The sequence below is a fragment of the Bacteroides bouchesdurhonensis genome, assembly GCF_900155865.1.
In the GTDB taxonomy this organism is placed as follows: Bacteria; Bacteroidota; Bacteroidia; order Bacteroidales; family Bacteroidaceae; genus Bacteroides; species Bacteroides bouchesdurhonensis.
In genome coordinates this window covers 1-1158 of sequence record NZ_LT707015.1, presented here as the reverse complement: position 1 = coordinate 1158, position 1158 = coordinate 1, and the positions used below count along the sequence as shown (strand labels likewise).

The 1158-nt window shown below is 30.0% G+C and carries 2 protein-coding genes; both read left to right on the top strand.

Annotated elements, in window-relative coordinates:
* Nucleotides 1-111 precede the first annotated feature (111 nt).
* Nucleotides 112-807, top strand: coding sequence for a hypothetical protein (locus CZ225_RS22730; RefSeq protein WP_077155972.1), 696 nt, complete (start codon nt 112-114; stop codon nt 805-807).
* A gap of 120 nt (nt 808-927) precedes the next feature.
* Nucleotides 928-1158, top strand: a 231-nt coding sequence (locus tag CZ225_RS22725) for a hypothetical protein (protein WP_077155971.1), incomplete at its 3' end; no start/stop codon positions are given.

Genomic DNA, 1158 nt, shown 5'->3' with positions numbered 1-1158 from the left:
GGATTCTATGTACATATTAAATCTTAATGCGGAAGAAGCAGCAGATTTAAATATTCCGGATAGCCTATATAATGTTTATGTTGAATTAGTAGAAAATTTAAATGAATCAAAATGAAAAGCAAGTATTCTGTAATAATTCTGATTGTCTTTCTCACAACAACATTTAGTCAATGTGATAAAGATAGTTTTGGTGAGCGTTTCAAAAATAAAAGTTTTGTGGAGTGTTATATTAATGGTGAATTAGTAAGAGGGGAAGGATTGAGAAAAGCTTTTGAAGCCCCAGCTACTTATCACATGAATTATTCATATAGTCCTAAAGATGATATATTTACTTTCAATATCAGTAAGTATATAAAAGCCAAAGATGGTACACGATTTGATCTTAAAATATCTTTTGCTCAAAAGACTTTACCAATAATCGGGGAAAAGTATTACTTCAAAAAAGAAGTTGATAATGATAAAGTGTATGGTTTTGAGGATAAATTCTACGTTGCAACGATTGGGGCTGAACCTTACCTTTATGAATGTGCAGACACGTCTTTGATTTCTAAAGAAATTAGGAAAAAATCGATAACATTAAGAACGAACATTACGACAAGTGGTTATATTGAATTTACAAAAATAGATATCAATAAGAGAGATATATCTGGTTTATTTGAATTTGAGGCATCAGCTGCAAGCATACTAATACCAGAAGTTACCTATAAGGTATCAGTAACAAATGGCAGATTTGAAGGTCGATCAATAGAAAGAGAACGAACTTATTACGGAAAAGATTTTTTCTTTGGTACTGACCTTATATATTAAACTACTACACTACTGATCTCAATTGATACCATTTTCTATATATTTCTGAAGGTGTTGATTATATTTAGTTTCCGGTTACTAAATTAAAATATTGTTTAACCATATAAAATCAAATGTTTTATGAAAACAGAAACTAAATTAAAACTATTTCCTTCATTTCTTTTATTAATGCTATTTTCTTGCAAGGATGTAGATATCGTAGAAGAACAACCTGTTGCTGAAATACCAACGACAACAATAAGGAATGTTAATACTATTTCAGATGAGTCCAAACATCAAGCGCAGTCTGACTTTGGAAACATGCTAATGGATCAGGTTATTTATCGGGATTCTATGTACATATTAAATCTT